The sequence below is a fragment of the Thermocrinis ruber genome, assembly GCF_000512735.1.
Taxonomy (GTDB): domain Bacteria; phylum Aquificota; class Aquificia; order Aquificales; family Aquificaceae; genus Thermocrinis; species Thermocrinis ruber.
The window spans coordinates 369,661-382,601 of the sequence record NZ_CP007028.1 but is presented as its reverse complement, the minus strand read 5'-3'; the positions used below and the strand labels follow the sequence as shown (position 1 = coordinate 382,601).

The window sequence follows — 12,941 nt, the reverse complement described above, 5'->3', positions numbered from 1 at the left end:
AAGGATTATAAAAGCTTAAACATTAAATTGGTAGGTCAGTGTTCCGACCAAGCTAAACTGCAGCTCTCCAACAATTACTATTTCACCTTTTTGAAAATTTTTAAAAGTATGTAAAGAGAGGTAGATGTAAAACCTAGTAAACCAACAAAGAACAAGTAGGGTCTTGCTTTTTCCAGGATGCTTTCCTCTTCCAAAGCCTTCTTTAAATCGCGGTAGTCAAAAACCACACCGTAGATATACCTTTTTACCCTCATGTCTGGAGATATAACCACCAAGAGGTTGGGATGTACAAAATCTCTGTTTTCCAATGTCATAAACCTAAAGTCTATGGCGTCTACTAGCCTAAAAAGATCCTCTTTATCCTTTGCTACAACTACCTTCCAGCCAAAGCCGTCTATAAGGTGATCTTGTTGAAATTTTCTTATGTCCTCAATGCGGTCTTTAGGGTCAAAGGAAAAGCTGATAACCCAAAAGTCCTCTCCGGGTTTTCCCAGCTTGGGAATGACTTTCTTTAAAGAATCCGTTATTATGGAACACGCGGAGTTGCAATGGGTGTATATGGGACTCAAGATTATGGGCTTTCCTTTGAGCTCGTATATGTCAAAGGTGTTTCCGTAAGAGTCTATAAGTTTTACATGTGGCAATGGCTTTCCTAAAGTTCTGGATTCGTTAGGGGGTATGCCTGTGCCTTGAGAGTAAACGAAGTTAAAAAATAGAAGAAGGGGGAGAACCCCCAAAAACAAGAGGCGAACGAGGGAACACATATCATTTAGCTTCCGCAGTATTCCTTTGGTCTTCCTTTGCGCTCTGAGGTTTGGTTATAGGTGTGGGATTTTTGTCGTTGTATCCCGGAGAGTCAAAGAATACACCTCTCTTTGTAACGTCGTATATGGCGGGTACGTAAGAAAGCACAAAGAGTAATACAGATACTATAAACCAAGGAGTAAGACGGTTTAGAGCTGGAGCTTTCTCATCATGTAGTGCGGGCGCTGTGGGGAACTCAATGGTGCTTTCTCTAACCTTAGGAGAGAATATGGTTCCAAAGAAGGATATAGCCCAGAATACAAAGCCAAGCACTATTATAAATCCCGCAAACACGGACAGTTCTGCATAACCTACCCATTCTGGTCTGTAGAGGGGAGAATCGGGGTTTAGGTAGGATATACCAGTGTTTGTCCTTCTTGGAAAGCCATGAATACCTGCCACCGACATGGCGTATTCAAAAATAAGCATACCTTGCCACCACAACCACGGGGCTATAACCGCAAGGCCCTTGAACTTTATATCCTTACCCATAAGCTTGGAAACCATATAAAGGGATATACCCAAGAAAGATAAGGTGACAAGACCACCTACAGTGGTGTGGAAGTGTCCAGGCACAAAGGAGGTGTTATGCACTACAAGGTTCACGTTGTAAGATGCGTTGACTATACCTGTTATACCACCCACAAGGAATAGGAAGAGTCCTGCCATAAAGTAGGAAACAAGCCACTTATCACCCTCCAGGCTTATATAGGGTATCTTGGTCCACCAGTAGAAGAGAGAATTTCTTACCTCAGGATACTTAGACTTTATGGAATACTCAAGGGATGCGGCAACAGTAAAGGCTGTGATTAAACTGGGAACAGCAACACCAAGAGTAAAGAAGGCATGTATGAGCTTATAGCTGTTGGTTATTCCGGGTTCAGTGTATTGGTGGTGAAGACCTACTGGGAAGGAAAAAAGAACGAAAAGTAGGAAGACAAACCTTGCAGCGCTGTCTGAATAGAGTTTTCCTTCGCCTGTTACTATTTTGGGAAGTATTGTGTAGAGCATAACGTAGGCTGGTAGTAGCCAGAAGTAAACAACAGGGTGGCCAAAAGCCCAGAAAAGAGTCCTGCTCAGAGACGGGTTCGTCTCAGAGATAAGACCCAAAGACACAGGTATGAGTTGGAAGACCACTTCAATTACCACAGGGACAAGCATTATGACCCACATAATGTGGTTTACAAGCATACCAAAAACTGCAAGAGGTACCTTTTCACCTGGATGCTCTTTTCTCCAAGCTATGTAATTTGGTGCCCAATCAAAGAATAGAGGGATTACAGAACCCACTAACAGAAGCGCCGCACCTATATAGAAAGCCGGATGAGCAATTAGGGGGTAATAGAATGTGTAAAGTACGTTGGCTTTACCAGCAAACATAGCCCAAGCTGCCATAAGAGTTCCTACAACCATCAGCAAAAAGCTGACCCACTGAACCGCCGGTCTGAGAGGCTTTTTGAGATAGTAGAGAAACACCGCATTACCAAAGGCTACAATTATCATTGTGGTAAATACAATTACATTAATAACACCATGAAGGGTAAGTCCTTGATAGTACTCAATGCCGAGGAAAGACATGTCCTTTATGATTCCAGCCCTGTAGAGTACTTGCATAAATCCGTGGTAAATGCCAAAGATAAGAAGCACGATAGGAAAGATGATTTCACCTAAGATAACCGTTTTTACGCTTCCTTCGACCCTCATTGTTGCTCACCTGCTTTTACTATTATTTTTGTAGCCATATCTTGGTGTCCTATACCGCAGTATTCATGGCATACTATGTGATACACACCTGGCTTATCAAACTTAACTCTTGCGTAAGCTACTGTCCCAGGTATTGCCATGAGGTTTACATTGGTCCCGTCTATCTGGAAGCCATGAATTACATCAGCGCTCGTTAGGTATATATCCACAGTTGACCCTACTGGCACTTCCACATTCGCAGGCTCAAAGTACCACATCTTGGCAAGGTAGTGGATCTCATACCTATCTGGTGCGTGTTGGATGACTTGTCCTTGTGTGAAAGGTTTCACATCAGTTATGCATGTGGGTACATCAATGTTTAACCCCTTTGCTGCATAGACTATAAGGGCAAAGAAAACACCCATAAAGGCTACAGCGGTAATAAATGCACCTTTTTCCGCCCTATCCATGGCTTACCTCCTTGCCAAAAGCGTAAAGTAAAGGGACAGCCATACAAAGGCGTAAAAGGCGATCATAAGCACAAAGAAGGCTACCGCACCTTTGGGGAAGAAATCCTCGCGCTCATTCATGTTACACCTCCTTAAAGGTTATAAGACACTCTTATAAAAATATAAGACACTTTTATAGTGTCAAGGCTTTTTGAAAGGCTACTAGACTTTCCAGGCTGAAGTGTTTTTTATTAGCTTTGTATTCCCTTTGAGTTATCATATTAATAGTCTGCCCATTATGAAGGTTTTGCTGGTGCTCCATAAGGCCCTGTCAAACAGGGAAGACCTTTTGAAGAAGTTAGAGGAAGAACTTAACCTGCTTAGCAGGGTAATAGGTCCAGATAGCATATACGCGGTGATCCCTTCGGAGATGAAAGACCTATTTGATCGTTTCCCCGAACTGGTTTTTATAAGAAACGACAAGGGTAGCTTTCTGTATGGGCTTTATAAGGGTCTTAGGAAGCTGAGGGGAAACCATGTTCTTGTTCTGGACCCGGTGGAAAGGCTAACAAAGGAAAAATTGGCACAGGTTTTAAGCGCAGGTAAGAAGAATGTTCTTTCTAAAGGTTGGGCATTGCTTAGACTCATGGACCTTGACTATGTTATAAGGACCGTGGAAAAATACAGGGAAAAGGAAGGTAGCATGGAGGAGATCTTTGAGGAAGTTTACAAAGAATACGGTATAAAATACGAAATACTCTGAGGAGGTTGCCATGGAAGACATATGGGTGGGAAAGTATTTGGTAAAGGCGGACAGATATTACACCAAAGATCATGAATGGGCTTTAGTAAAAGGAAATAGGGCTTGGGTGGGCATAACCGATTACGCCCAAAAAGAACTGGGAGACATAGTCTATGTGGACCTTCCTTCGGTGGGTGAGGAGTTTGAAGTGGGAGACACCTTAGCCAACGTGGAGTCGGTAAAGAGTGTATCCCCTGTCTATGCACCTCTTTCTGGTAGTGTGGTGGAGGTAAATGAAGCGCTGAACGATGAGCCAGGCCTTGTAAATGAGTCTCCCTATGAGGATGGTTGGATGGTGGTTTTGGAGCTTAAAGATCCCTCTGAGGTGGAGGACCTTCTGTCTCCAAAGGAGTATGCGGGGATCCTTGCGGAGATTGTAATGGAAGAAAAAGGAGAAAGGGTAAGCCTGAACCTGCCGGAGGAGGAAACGGGAATTATAGAGGAATCCTTGGAGACCCTACCTGAAGAGGAGATAAGATACGAGGAAAAGGAAAGGTAAATGTTCTTACCCCATTCAGATAAAGAAGTTAGCGAGATACTTCAAAGTCTAGGTCTTTCTTCTTTGGAAGACCTCTTTTCCCACATTGACCCTTCCCTTTTGGAGCCTCCCAAAAACCTACCGGAGCCCAAGTCAGAGGAAGAGTTGAGAAGATATTTCAAGGAGCTTGCGAGCCTCAACAGACCCCTTGTATACTTTGCGGGTGGTGGTGCCTACGACCGAATAATCCCCTCAGCTATATGGCAGATTTTAAGCAGGGGAGAGTTTTTGACCGCCTATACGCCATACCAAGCGGAGGCATCTCAGGGAACCCTTCAGGCACTATTTGAATATCAGACCCTGATATGCGAGCTAACCGGTATGGACTGTGCCAACGCAAGCATGTACGACGGTGGCTCTGCCTTGGCGGAAGCGGTTCTTATGGCAAGGGCAATAAAAGGAAGAGGAAAAAGGGTAGTGTTGACGGAGGGTATAAATCCACTCTACAGGCAGGTGGTTCAAACCTATCTCTTTGGCTACAAGGATGAGATCCAAGTGGTAAGCCTTACGGAAGAGGGCACTACAGACCTTGACCGCTTGGAAGAACTACTTAAAGACGGAGAATGTCACGCCTTGGCGGTGCAACAGCCCAACTTCTTTGGCTTTTTGGAACCTTTGAAGGAAATTTCCCATCTGGCAAAGAAATATGAAGTTCCCCTTGTGGTGGTGGCAGACCCCATAGCCCTCAGCATACTAAAGCCACCGGGCTCCTTTGGTGCAGACATAGTGGTCGGGGAGGGTCAGCAGATGGGTGCCTTTTTGAACTTTGGAGGTCCCTATGTGGGCTTTTTTGCTACTAAAATGGAGTACGTAAGAAAGATGCCCGGTAGGTTGGTGGGTTTGGCGGAGGACATTGAGGGAAAGAGGGCCTTTACCCTGGTGTTGCAGACCCGAGAACAGCACATAAGAAGGGAGAGGGCAACCTCCAACATATGCACCAATCAGAACCTAATAGCCTTGGCAAATTTGCTATACATGGTCCTACTTGGAAGGGAGGGAATGAGGGAGGTAGCCATCCAGAGCCTTTCCAAGGCGATGTATCTAAAGGAAAAGCTTTTGAACCTTGGCTTTGAAATACCTTTTAGCGGAAAACACCTCTGGGAGTTTCCCGTAAAACATCCAAAAGCCCAAGAACTCCACCAAAAGCTCATAGAGGAAGGATTTCTCTTTGGTATAAAGCTTGACAGGTTTGGATACAAAGATCAGCTTTTGATAGCAGTCACCGAAAAGAGAACGAAGGAGGAAATGGACCAGCTTGTGGAAAGGTTGCGGTATAATATCTCCCATGAAGGAACTTCATCATCCACATCAAGATGAAGCCCTTGAGGTTTTAAAGAACGCCAAAACTGTTGCAGTGGTGGGCATATCTCCCGACCCTGAAAGGCCCTCCTACTATGTTAGCGAGAGGGTGATAAGTAAGGGAATGCACAGGGTATATTTTGTTAATCCAAAGCACGCAGGACAGGAGATCTTGGGGATCAAGGTACTCTCTTCTTTGGAGGAGGTACCGGAACCCATTGACATAGTTAATGTCTTTCGGAACCCAGCCCACATAGAGCCCATCTTTGAGGAAGCCCTAAAGGTGGGTGCCAAGTGCGTATGGCTCCAACCGGGCTGTGAAAACATGGAAGTGATAGAAAAGTATAAAGACAAAATAAAAGTGGTTTGGAACGCTTGCATCGGCGTAGAAGCTGGTTATCTTTAATTGAGCCATGAACCTGAGCATATATTTGGTAACGGACGATGCCTATTTTAAGGACAGGGACCTTGTAAGCACCATAGAACAAGCCATACAGGGGGGCATAACTGCCCTGCAGTATAGGTTCAAAAACAAAACTTCAAGGCAGATGTATGAGGAGCTTTTGGTCCTCAGGGAACTGACCAAGCGCTACAACGTGGAGCTTGTGGTAAACGACAGGGTGGATTTGGCTTTAGCAGTTTCTGCGGATGGTGTTCATGTGGGAGAGAATGACTTGCCACCGGACGTGGTCCGAAAGTTGGTGGGTGATAAGATGTACATAGGCTACTCAGTCAATAGCTTGGAAAAGCTCAGGGAGGTGGAGCATCTGCCCATAGACTACATAGGCTTTGGTTCTATTTATGAGACCTCCACAAAGAAGGATTACAAATTGGTGGGCATAGAAGCCCTCCGTCAGGCGGTGAAGATGACCTCAAAGCCCATTGTCGCCATAGGAGGCATAACACACTACAGGGTTAAAGAGGTTCTCTCGGCGGGAGCCAAGGGCATTGCGGTGGTTTCTGCCATTCTTGGCTTTGAGGATGTAAAGAAGGCTACGGAAGAATTGGTGTCTGCCTGCAGGAGCTATTACAGAGAAAAGCTCTACTCTGCATGAAAGTGCTCTACCTTTTCGATGGCTCTGCCTTCCTTTACAGGAGTTTTTTTGCCCTGCCACCTCTATCCACGAGCTCGGGCTTTCCCACAGGAGCCATATACGGCTTTTTGAGGTCTATTTTGGCTATACTAAAAACGGAAAAACCCAACTACATGGCAATAGTCTTTGACCTGCCCGCACCAACCCAAAGAAAGCTTGCTTATTCTGAGTACAAAAGTAAAAGGCCACCCACTCCAGACCCTCTGAAAGTTCAAATACCCGTTATAAAGGAGTTAATAAACCTGCTCGGTATAAAGCTTTTGGAAGTGCCCGGCTACGAAGCGGACGACCTGATTGCCTACCTTACACAAAAGGCTAAAAAGGAAGGCTTTAAGGTCAAGATATACTCTCCAGACAAGGACGTTTTGCAGTTGGTGGAAGGAAATCAAGTGGTGGTGATAAACCCTATCTCCGAGGAGGTCTTTGACGAAAACAAGGTTATAGAAAAGTTTGGAGTGCCTCCCCAAAAGCTTGCAGATTACCTTGCCCTAGTGGGAGACAAGACGGACAACATAGAGGGTGTGAAGGGAGTAGGACCAAAGACCGCCATAAACCTTATTAACACCTTTGGCTCTGTGGAAAACATCTTAGCCCGGTGGGACGAGTTTAAAAAGTTGTTCCCCTATGCAGATAAAAACAGCTTGGAGCTGTCTTACTGGCTGGTAAAGTTGAAACCCCCCGAGGACCTAAACATAGATATCGGAGAGCTAAAAAGAAAAGAGCCAAACTTATCTCTACTACGGAAAAAGCTTGAAGGGCTGGAGATGAAGAGCATAATAAAGGACTTGGATAAAATCTTTGCCCAGAGAAGTTTGTTCTAAACTAAGCTATTGATTGCCCTTTCGTGGGTTTGGTCCAGTGCCCTTATTAGGTTGGAATAAACCTCATGAGCCCTGTGGGTTTCAATGAGCTTTGCCATTTCAAGTATAGGATTTACGTTGGAGCCCTCCAAAAAGCCCTGCATTACCTTGAAGTTCTGAGCTCTTTGGGGCTGACCGATAAAGAGGTCCCTTCCCACCTTTTGAGGTTGGTTTAAGGTGTATACACCAAGCCTTCCCACGGGTCCTCCTTCTGTAGAGAGGGAGCCATCGGGTGCTACCTTCAGATTACCAACCACTCTTATATCCCTGCCTTCTTCGTCCAACACCCTCATACCCAGTTCATTGACCAAGTATCCCTCCCTGTCTATACGAAAGTTTCCCTTCCTTGTGTAAAAAATCCGACCCTCTGACCTCACCGCAAAGAAGCCCTCTCCTTCTATAGCCAAGTCCAAGGGATTTCCTGTTTCCTTTATTGGACCCTGAAGCATTACAACGCTCACCCTTTCCATCAAAGGATACACAAAGTTGTTGGTGGGATTCTCGGGAGAGTTATCCGGTTCCCTCTGCCCGTTGGGCGTATCCCAAAGGCTCACAAGCCCTACATCCATCTTAAAGGCGGGTGTATCCACATTAGCCAAGTTGTTGGTAATAATCTCTAATTTTCTTTCCTGCAAAAGCATTCCGCTTGAGAGCACATAAATACCCTGATAGTCTATGGGCATTTTCCCCTCCTAAGGCTAAAAATTTATCACACTTTTACAGAATGAGCATCCCATCCCCGTAGCTGTAAAATCTGTATCTCTTTTCTACAGCCTCCCTGTAAGCGGAGAGTATAAATTCCCTTCCGCCAAAGGCACAGACCAAAAAGAGTAAGGAAGACCTTGGAAGATGAAAATTTGTTATCAGCCCATCCACCACTTTAAACTGGAAGCCCGGATAAATGTAAAGGTCTGTCCATCCCTCAAAGGGTTCAAAGGGCTTAGTCTCAAGGGCTCTGACGACGGTAGTGCCGACCGCTATTACCCTCTTACCCTTCTCTTTAGTCTCCATTATCAAATCCACTGTTTCCTTGGGGACTTTTACGTATTCGGGGTCTACGCGATGTTCCTCTATCCTTTCCACTTTTACCGGTTTGAAGGTACCATAAGACACGTGCAAGGTTATAAAGGCCATTTTTATGCCAAAGTCCTTCAGCCTTTGAAGTAGCTCCTCGGAAAAGTGTAAAGACGCGGTGGGTGCAGCAACGGAACCCTCCTCCTGGGCAAATACTGTCTGATAATAGACCCTGTCTATTTCCTCCTCTTCCCTTTCAAGATAAGGAGGGATGGGAATTTTTCCGTATTTGTCCAAAGCCTTTGCAGGGTCCTCTGTGAGGAGCCTTACTCTGAATTTGCCACCTTCTATGTGTTCCAAAACTTCCACTTCAAAATCTTCTGCCACCAATATTTTGATACCCTCCCTTATACCCTTTCCTCCTATTAGGGCGTCCCATGTGTGTTTGTCTATGTAATCTGTTAGCAAGATCTCTACCTTGCCACCGGTAGGTTTTCTACCGTAAAGTCTTGCGGGCAAAACCTTTGAGTTGTTAAAGACCAAAAGGTCTCCTTCCTCCAAGTATTGAGGAAGGTTCCAAAAAATGTCGTGCTTTATGCTTTTGTCTTTTCTGTTCAGAACCATAAGCCTTGCACTGTGGCGTGGGACTGCCGGATATTTGGCAATTAGCTCCGGAGGAAGGTAGTAGTCAAAGTCCTTTAAGTTCATAAGTATATTCTACAACCCTTATAAGCTTGCCTCCTTAAAACCAAAAGAATAAAATTCACTCAAAGGAGGGAAGGTCATGAAAAAAATTTTGGTCCTTTTTGCTACTCTTGGCTTGAGCTTTGGTGCAGACCAGGTGATCCTAAAAAAGCCTCCCGCTTCTTTGGGAAAGTACTATCCTCCTCAGTCCAACAGGTTTGAGTATGTGTCTGTTATGAACGAGATGAGCACTGCCTTTTATGGAGTGAGGCTGAACATAAACGAAGGAAGATGGGACAGGGCTTTAGATTGGGCTAACAGACTAAAGGATGCCTACACGAGGGCCCAAAACATGGTGCCAGAATGGAAAGATTATTTCAAGCCCGCCTTGGCAGACCAGCTTATAAGTGCAGTGAGGGCAAAGAACCCAGACCAAGTGATAAAGGCATCCAGAGAGCTGGGAGAAACCTGCAACAAATGTCACGCAGAGAATCAAATAGCGGTAAAGCTCGTTTATCATTATCCACCCTTTGCCACCTTAAAGATGGAGGACCCTGTAGAGTTTGTCCAGCTTAGTCCAAAGGAATACATGAGAAAGCTCTCGGATTCCATGAAAGCCCTGAGGATTTTCCTCATGCAGGGTGATGTTCAAAAGGCAAGGGAGGCGGGAGAGCAGGTAGTGGAAAGGGTCAAGGGAACGGAGGCTATATGTTCCAAGTGTCATACAGACAAAACAGTTGTGGATAGAATACACGGAAAGGACCACGAGCAAGCCCTTGCGTCCATTCAAAGGCTCTTGAAGGAACCTCAACCCAACAGGGAAGCCATCTTCAGGGCTATGAGCGTAATAGGGCAATCCTGCAATAAATGCCACAATCTACACCTGGTCCCTGCTATGGTGCAAGAAGCCTTTAGGAAATGATTCTGCTTGTGCTTTTTTCACTTCTTCTCTTTGGGTGTGGAAAATTTGAGGAGTTGGCAAGGGAGGAGGATCTATTAGAAAGACCGCAGGCAAAAAGGTGTGCGGATTGCCACGCAGAGATCTTTAAGGAGTGGGAAAAGAGCCGGCATGCAAAGGCATGGGTCAGCGAGCAATTTCGTTTAGAGTCGGAAAACTACACAAAGAACAAATGCCTTTCCTGCCATGCGCCACATCAAGTGGACCCAGATAAAAAACCCATTCTGAGGGTGGAGTTCAAAGAGGATGGCGTTAGCTGTGTTGCCTGCCACTTCAAGGAGGAAACTAAAGCTATGCACGGACCTCTGAAGGTTTGGTCTCCTCCACATCCATCAAGGGAGGACCTTAGCTACCTTCGTTCTAACTTCTGTGCAGGTTGTCACCAAGAAACCTTCAAACAGTGGCAGATGGTAAAAACCCAAAAGAGTTGTCAGGACTGCCACATGCCAAGCCTCGGCAAAAGGGACTTAATTCAAAAGTTTCCCTTTCATCTATTCCATTTAGCAAAGCCAAGACATTCCCACGAATTCCCAGCCCTAAAGGCAAAGCCCGAGGATTTGTTGCTTGAGGTAAAGGACGGAAAGCTTTACATAACCAATGTGGGCGTGCCCCACAACCTTCCCACCGCAGACCAAGGAGACCCTAAGCTTTACATAACAGTTATTGTTAATACCCCTCAAGGAAAGCAAACCATAAGAAGGCTACTCTCCGCCCAAGCAAAGACCGCCTTAGAACACGGAAAACCTTACGAGATAGAACTACCTCAAGATATCAAAAACCTAAAGGTTCTGATCCACAGGAAGCTTTCTCATAGCGAGGAGAAAGAACTTATCCTTGAAAGGGATTTATAGCTATTCAAGTCTGAAATTGATTGGCAGTTTTACCACTACGCTAACCGGAGGTTTGGGAAAATCTCTGTAGCTTCTCCTTATTGCGTCCAAAGCCTCTTTGTCTAAAACTTCGTATCCAGAGCTTTTTAGAACCTTCAGGTCTCTTATATTTCCGTTTGGTTCCAAAACAAAGCTGACAAGGACTTTTCCCTCCCATCCCATCCTTCTGGCTATGGGTGGATAGTTTATATGCCTTTGGACTATGTTTGATATGACCGAGAGCCTTTCCCTGAGGAAGCTCTCCTCTAAGGCTAATCTTTTACTTTCATCCGTGAGTTTTGAACTCTCTGAAGGATATGGGCTGGTATGTGTGGAAGAAGATGTAGGTCTTGAAGAACTCTCCACGCTTTTGTTAGTTTGAGCCTGATGTTCTTTCCCTTCTCTCTCTTGACTTGCGGGCTTTTGGGTAATTTCTTTGGCTTGGAGAGGTCTTTCTCCTTGCCCTAGGTGTTCTGCGGTTTTACTCTTTGTTTCTTCTTTTAACGGTGGGAGGGTTTGGACTTGAGAGGTTTGAGTTTCTCTAATTTCTGCCTCTGCGGGCTTTGGTGGGCTTTGGACTTGGCTTTGCTTTTCTTCCTGCTTTAGCTGTTTTGCGGTTGGGCTTTTTATTTCCTCCTTTGTAGGAGGAATGGTTGCTTGTGGGACTGGTTGGGTCTGAAGAAGTCTTGCGGGCAAGGGTTGGGCTTTTTGGAGAGGGTCTGCGTTTGGTGGGCTTGTAGCTTGGATTAACCTTTCTTCCTGCTTTGATTGTTCCATTGTTGAGCTTTTTATTTCCTCTTTTGTAGGAGGAATGGGTGCTTGTGGGACTGGCTGGGTCTGAGGCGGTCTTGCGGGCAAGGGTTGGGCTTTTTGGGAAAGGTCTGTTTGGGGTTGTCTTTGCAAATTTTCAAGGGATAGGTCTATTTCAATGAGCCTCTTCTCGGAGAGAGTGAGCCTCTGAGTGAGGAGGAAAAAGCCAAAGAGTAAAAGGGAGTGGATCAAAAAGGAAAGGCTGTATGCCTTGAAAATTTCCCTCATCCTTTTACCTCTGTTTTTATGGAAACCTTTTTAAAGCCAAGCCTTTTGAGAAGGTCTAAAACATCCACCAAGCTCTGAACCGTTGCCCTCCTGTCTGCCATCACCTGCACTTGGCTGTCCCTCTGATATTTTTCAAGCTCCCTCTCAAGCTCCGAAAGGGAGACCTTCTGGTCTTCAAAAAAAATCGTTCCTTCCTGGGTTATGGTTATAAAAAGTCCCTTTAGATTTTCCTCGTGGCTTGCCTTTGCTTGGGGTAGCTGGACGGGAATGCTTCCCTGCACCACAAAGGTAGCGGTGATGAGCACAATGGTAAGTAGCACGAGCATTATATCCACCAAAGGGATCACATTTATGGAACTGAATTCCTTATCTTCCATTCTTTATCTCCCACAAGAGCAAAAGGTTTTTTACCTTTTTTAAAAGTAGGTTGTAAAGAACAGAGGAAGGAATAGCCACCAACAGACCCACTGCGGTAGCCTTGAGGGCTAACGCCAAGCCCACCATCACCTTTTTTGTATCCACAAAGCCCTCCTGCCCTATGGTGTAAAAGGTCAGCATTATGCCAAGAACTGTGCCCAAGAGCCCTATGTAGGGTGCATTGGACGCAACGGACGCTATAAAGGTCAAACCCTTTGTTAGCTCCATCTCTAACTCCTGCTTGGTCTTGAACCTTTCCACTTCAACCTTTCTGTAAAAACTCCACCGATCAAGGGCTATGGCTATGGCAAAAAAGCTCAGCAGTAAGAGTAGCCCTATGATGCCGTAATCAACAAGCTCCTTTAGAATGTGCATGGGTTAATTATAACACATCTTGACTTGAAATTTATGTTATAATTTACACAAAACTAA

General features: G+C 45.2%; 16 protein-coding genes. 8 read left to right on the top strand and 8 right to left on the bottom strand.

The genetic code is table 11. From position 1 onward, the window contains the following. Positions 1–77 precede the first annotated feature (77 nt). From THERU_RS02065 to THERU_RS02055, 3 genes are all read right to left on the bottom strand, one after another. Positions 78–644, bottom strand: coding sequence for an SCO family protein (locus THERU_RS02065; protein ID WP_245565839.1), 567 nt, complete (start codon positions 642–644; stop codon positions 78–80). Positions 645–765: 121 nt separating this feature from the next. After that, positions 766–2,508, bottom strand: coding sequence for a cbb3-type cytochrome c oxidase subunit I (locus tag THERU_RS02060; protein WP_025305627.1), 1,743 nt, complete (start codon positions 2,506–2,508; stop codon positions 766–768). Next, positions 2,505–2,957, bottom strand: coding sequence for a cytochrome c oxidase subunit II (locus tag THERU_RS02055; RefSeq protein ID WP_025305626.1), 453 nt, complete (start codon positions 2,955–2,957; stop codon positions 2,505–2,507). The genes THERU_RS02060 and THERU_RS02055 overlap by 4 nt, the downstream gene beginning before the upstream one ends. Positions 2,958–3,234: 277 nt before the next feature. Between THERU_RS02055 and THERU_RS02050 the strand changes: the two genes are divergently transcribed. From THERU_RS02050 to THERU_RS02025, 6 genes are read left to right on the top strand one after another with little or no spacing between them, the layout of a single operon-like run. Next, entirely contained in the window at positions 3,235–3,699 is a 465-nt protein-coding gene (locus tag THERU_RS02050; RefSeq protein WP_025305625.1) for a hypothetical protein, read from the top strand. 10 nt (positions 3,700–3,709) lie between these two features. Beyond that, positions 3,710–4,237 carry a glycine cleavage system protein GcvH gene (gene gcvH, locus THERU_RS02045; protein WP_025305624.1) on the top strand — a complete coding sequence of 176 codons (528 nt, stop codon included), beginning with the start codon at positions 3,710–3,712 and terminating at the stop codon, positions 4,235–4,237. Next, positions 4,238–5,593, top strand: coding sequence for an aminomethyl-transferring glycine dehydrogenase subunit GcvPA (gene gcvPA / locus THERU_RS02040; protein WP_025305623.1), 1,356 nt, complete (start codon positions 4,238–4,240; stop codon positions 5,591–5,593). Beyond that, positions 5,562–5,981, top strand: a complete 420-nt coding sequence (locus tag THERU_RS02035; protein ID WP_025305622.1) for a CoA-binding protein — start codon at positions 5,562–5,564, stop codon at positions 5,979–5,981. Before gcvPA ends, THERU_RS02035 begins: the two co-directional genes overlap by 32 nt. A gap of 7 nt (positions 5,982–5,988) precedes the next feature. Further along, positions 5,989–6,630 (top strand): thiamine phosphate synthase, encoded by a 642-nt coding sequence (thiE, locus tag THERU_RS02030; protein ID WP_025305621.1) that lies wholly within the window; start codon positions 5,989–5,991, stop codon positions 6,628–6,630. Next, positions 6,627–7,490, top strand: a complete 864-nt coding sequence (locus THERU_RS02025) for a 5'-3' exonuclease (protein ID WP_025305620.1) — start codon at positions 6,627–6,629, stop codon at positions 7,488–7,490. Before thiE ends, THERU_RS02025 begins: the two co-directional genes overlap by 4 nt. On the opposite strand, the gene THERU_RS02020 is transcribed toward THERU_RS02025, so the two are convergent. Both THERU_RS02020 and queA read right to left on the bottom strand, forming a co-directional pair. After that, positions 7,487–8,212, bottom strand: a complete 726-nt coding sequence (locus THERU_RS02020; protein ID WP_025305619.1) for a flagellar hook-basal body protein — start codon at positions 8,210–8,212, stop codon at positions 7,487–7,489. The genes THERU_RS02025 and THERU_RS02020 overlap by 4 nt on opposite strands. Before the next feature lie 34 nt (positions 8,213–8,246). Beyond that, on the bottom strand, positions 8,247–9,251 hold the full coding sequence (gene queA / locus THERU_RS02015) for a tRNA preQ1(34) S-adenosylmethionine ribosyltransferase-isomerase QueA (protein WP_025305618.1): 1,005 nt from the start codon (positions 9,249–9,251) through the stop codon (positions 8,247–8,249). Between the two features lie 76 nt (positions 9,252–9,327). Here queA and THERU_RS02010 point away from each other — a divergent pair, with 76 nt between their 5' ends. Together THERU_RS02010 and THERU_RS02005 are read left to right on the top strand one after the other, a co-directional pair. Then, positions 9,328–10,149 carry a hypothetical protein gene (locus tag THERU_RS02010; RefSeq protein WP_025305617.1) on the top strand — a complete coding sequence of 274 codons (822 nt, stop codon included), beginning with the start codon at positions 9,328–9,330 and terminating at the stop codon, positions 10,147–10,149. After that, a complete protein-coding gene (locus tag THERU_RS02005; protein WP_025305616.1) occupies positions 10,146–11,036 on the top strand; it encodes a multiheme c-type cytochrome in 891 nt (296 codons plus the stop codon). The genes THERU_RS02010 and THERU_RS02005 overlap by 4 nt, the downstream gene beginning before the upstream one ends. Here the strand turns inward: THERU_RS02005 and THERU_RS08285 are convergent, their stop codons facing one another. The 3 genes from THERU_RS08285 to exbB are packed head-to-tail and all read right to left on the bottom strand — an operon-like array spanning position 11,037 to position 12,884. Further along, entirely contained in the window at positions 11,037–12,092 is a 1,056-nt protein-coding gene (locus THERU_RS08285; RefSeq protein ID WP_025305615.1) for an energy transducer TonB, read from the bottom strand. Continuing rightward, entirely contained in the window at positions 12,089–12,469 is a 381-nt protein-coding gene (locus tag THERU_RS01995) for an ExbD/TolR family protein (protein ID WP_025305614.1), read from the bottom strand. The genes THERU_RS08285 and THERU_RS01995 overlap by 4 nt, the downstream gene beginning before the upstream one ends. Next, positions 12,459–12,884 (bottom strand): TonB-system energizer ExbB, encoded by a 426-nt coding sequence (gene exbB, locus THERU_RS01990; protein WP_025305613.1) that lies wholly within the window; start codon positions 12,882–12,884, stop codon positions 12,459–12,461. Before exbB ends, THERU_RS01995 begins: the two co-directional genes overlap by 11 nt. Positions 12,885–12,941 lie beyond the last annotated feature (57 nt).

Excerpts from the sequence above, each read along its gene's own strand:
- THERU_RS02060 (WP_025305627.1), bottom strand. The coding sequence starts at position 2,508 with ATGAGGGTCGAAGGAAGCGTAAAAACGGTTATCTTAGGTGAAATCATC.
- THERU_RS02055 (WP_025305626.1), bottom strand. The coding sequence starts at position 2,957 with ATGGATAGGGCGGAAAAAGGTGCATTTATTACCGCTGTAGCCTTTATG.
- THERU_RS02050 (WP_025305625.1), top strand. The coding sequence starts at position 3,235 with ATGAAGGTTTTGCTGGTGCTCCATAAGGCCCTGTCAAACAGGGAAGAC.
- gcvH (WP_025305624.1), top strand. The coding sequence starts at position 3,710 with ATGGAAGACATATGGGTGGGAAAGTATTTGGTAAAGGCGGACAGATAT.
- gcvPA (WP_025305623.1), top strand. The coding sequence starts at position 4,238 with ATGTTCTTACCCCATTCAGATAAAGAAGTTAGCGAGATACTTCAAAGT.
- THERU_RS02035 (WP_025305622.1), top strand. The coding sequence starts at position 5,562 with ATGAAGGAACTTCATCATCCACATCAAGATGAAGCCCTTGAGGTTTTA.
- thiE (WP_025305621.1), top strand. The coding sequence starts at position 5,989 with ATGAACCTGAGCATATATTTGGTAACGGACGATGCCTATTTTAAGGAC.
- THERU_RS02025 (WP_025305620.1), top strand. The coding sequence starts at position 6,627 with ATGAAAGTGCTCTACCTTTTCGATGGCTCTGCCTTCCTTTACAGGAGT.
- THERU_RS02020 (WP_025305619.1), bottom strand. The coding sequence starts at position 8,212 with ATGCCCATAGACTATCAGGGTATTTATGTGCTCTCAAGCGGAATGCTT.
- queA (WP_025305618.1), bottom strand. The coding sequence starts at position 9,251 with ATGAACTTAAAGGACTTTGACTACTACCTTCCTCCGGAGCTAATTGCC.
- THERU_RS02010 (WP_025305617.1), top strand. The coding sequence starts at position 9,328 with ATGAAAAAAATTTTGGTCCTTTTTGCTACTCTTGGCTTGAGCTTTGGT.
- THERU_RS02005 (WP_025305616.1), top strand. The coding sequence starts at position 10,146 with ATGATTCTGCTTGTGCTTTTTTCACTTCTTCTCTTTGGGTGTGGAAAA.
- THERU_RS08285 (WP_025305615.1), bottom strand. The coding sequence starts at position 12,092 with ATGAGGGAAATTTTCAAGGCATACAGCCTTTCCTTTTTGATCCACTCC.
- THERU_RS01995 (WP_025305614.1), bottom strand. The coding sequence starts at position 12,469 with ATGGAAGATAAGGAATTCAGTTCCATAAATGTGATCCCTTTGGTGGAT.
- exbB (WP_025305613.1), bottom strand. The coding sequence starts at position 12,884 with ATGCACATTCTAAAGGAGCTTGTTGATTACGGCATCATAGGGCTACTC.